A 1,267-nucleotide genomic window follows, 5' to 3' on the forward strand; every position below is an offset into this window, starting at 1 on the left:
GGCCTGAATTCGGTTGAAACAGGGTCTTCATTTGTCAGACCAATCACCTGTTTGACATCAAACTGGATGTCGTGTTGGGCGAAAAAATGTTGAGCTAGAAGATAGATGGGATTTCCATCGACCACAAAAGTGAGATCTTCTGGAATCTCCTTCATCTTTACCAACACTTCATCAATGGCATGAATAGCTGTGACGGTATCACGATTTGGAGACACCGGATAGGAAAGAATAATTTTCTTTACCGCGTCAAAAAAGAAAAACAAATAGTTCCATTTTCCGTTCACGCGGATATAGGTTTCATCACCACAGAATTGATCCGAAAGCTCGTAAGGATAATGATCCACATAAGGTTTTAGGAGTAAAGCGACACTATTCTCGTAATTCAATATCGTTTGATGGGAAATGGCGACACCATGAACATCCTGCATAATTGCAGCTGTTTTACGGGCTGAAAGCCCATAATTCACATGGTAAGTTAAGATTAAACCCAATGTATGCGGTGAAGCATGAATCTTAGACAAATTTACCCTTGGTAACTCGGGTGATTGTTTAGACAAAGGGAGAAAGTCAACGTGAAACTGCCGAAAGATATATCGTACTTTAAATGCCTGAGGATCCTTCCTAAAACGTTTTTTCTCTTTTTTAGACATGGCTTTTAGCTTTTTTTGGTAATAGGAACAATCATTGTTTTTACACTTGAAGATGGAAAAATCTTTCCTTTCTTTGACTTTTTCTAGAGTTTTCGCACAGTGAGGACACCTTAAAATGGCCTCTTTAGAGAACCGATTCTTATCACTGAAAAGACAAGAACAGACTTTACACAGAAACTGCCCTTTACTTCCATTATTCGCATAAAGATAATCTGATGGAGCACCACACTTGGGACAGTTCATTGTCTTTGGAACAGTCATTTTTGAATGAGCATGCCTTTTAACAGGTTTAAGAGGTTTCCCATGTTCCGTCGAATAGTCTTCTAGAAGGATTTTATAATTTAGTTTTTCAAAAGTTTCAATGATCGGGAGATCATCGACCTGGAGTTTTCGATAAGGTTTATTAACAGGTTCTTCTGTAGGCTTTTCAAACATGTTTTTACCAATAAGAAGAGTTTGTAAAGTACGAATAATTTGGTCTTGAAACTTGATAAATTCGAGTAAATAAGTTAATAATTGAGGGTACAACTTGTCACTTCCTATTCTGGGATTTTGGGTGTGTGGTAACCTCAATTATCTTCAGATTTTAGGGGGGTGGCAAGTTTTTTGTATTCTAA

General features: G+C 37.6%; 1 protein-coding gene. It reads right to left on the reverse strand.

Going from position 1 to position 1,267, the window contains the following annotated elements:
• On the reverse strand, positions 1-1,178 hold a 1,178-nt coding region (locus MUB24_RS22970; protein ID WP_244708071.1), incomplete at its 3' end, for a DDE-type integrase/transposase/recombinase.
• Positions 1,179-1,267: the final 89 nt, after the last annotated feature.

Source organism: Lederbergia sp. NSJ-179 (assembly GCF_022867885.1).
GTDB lineage: Bacteria > Bacillota > Bacilli > Bacillales > Bacillaceae_C > Lederbergia.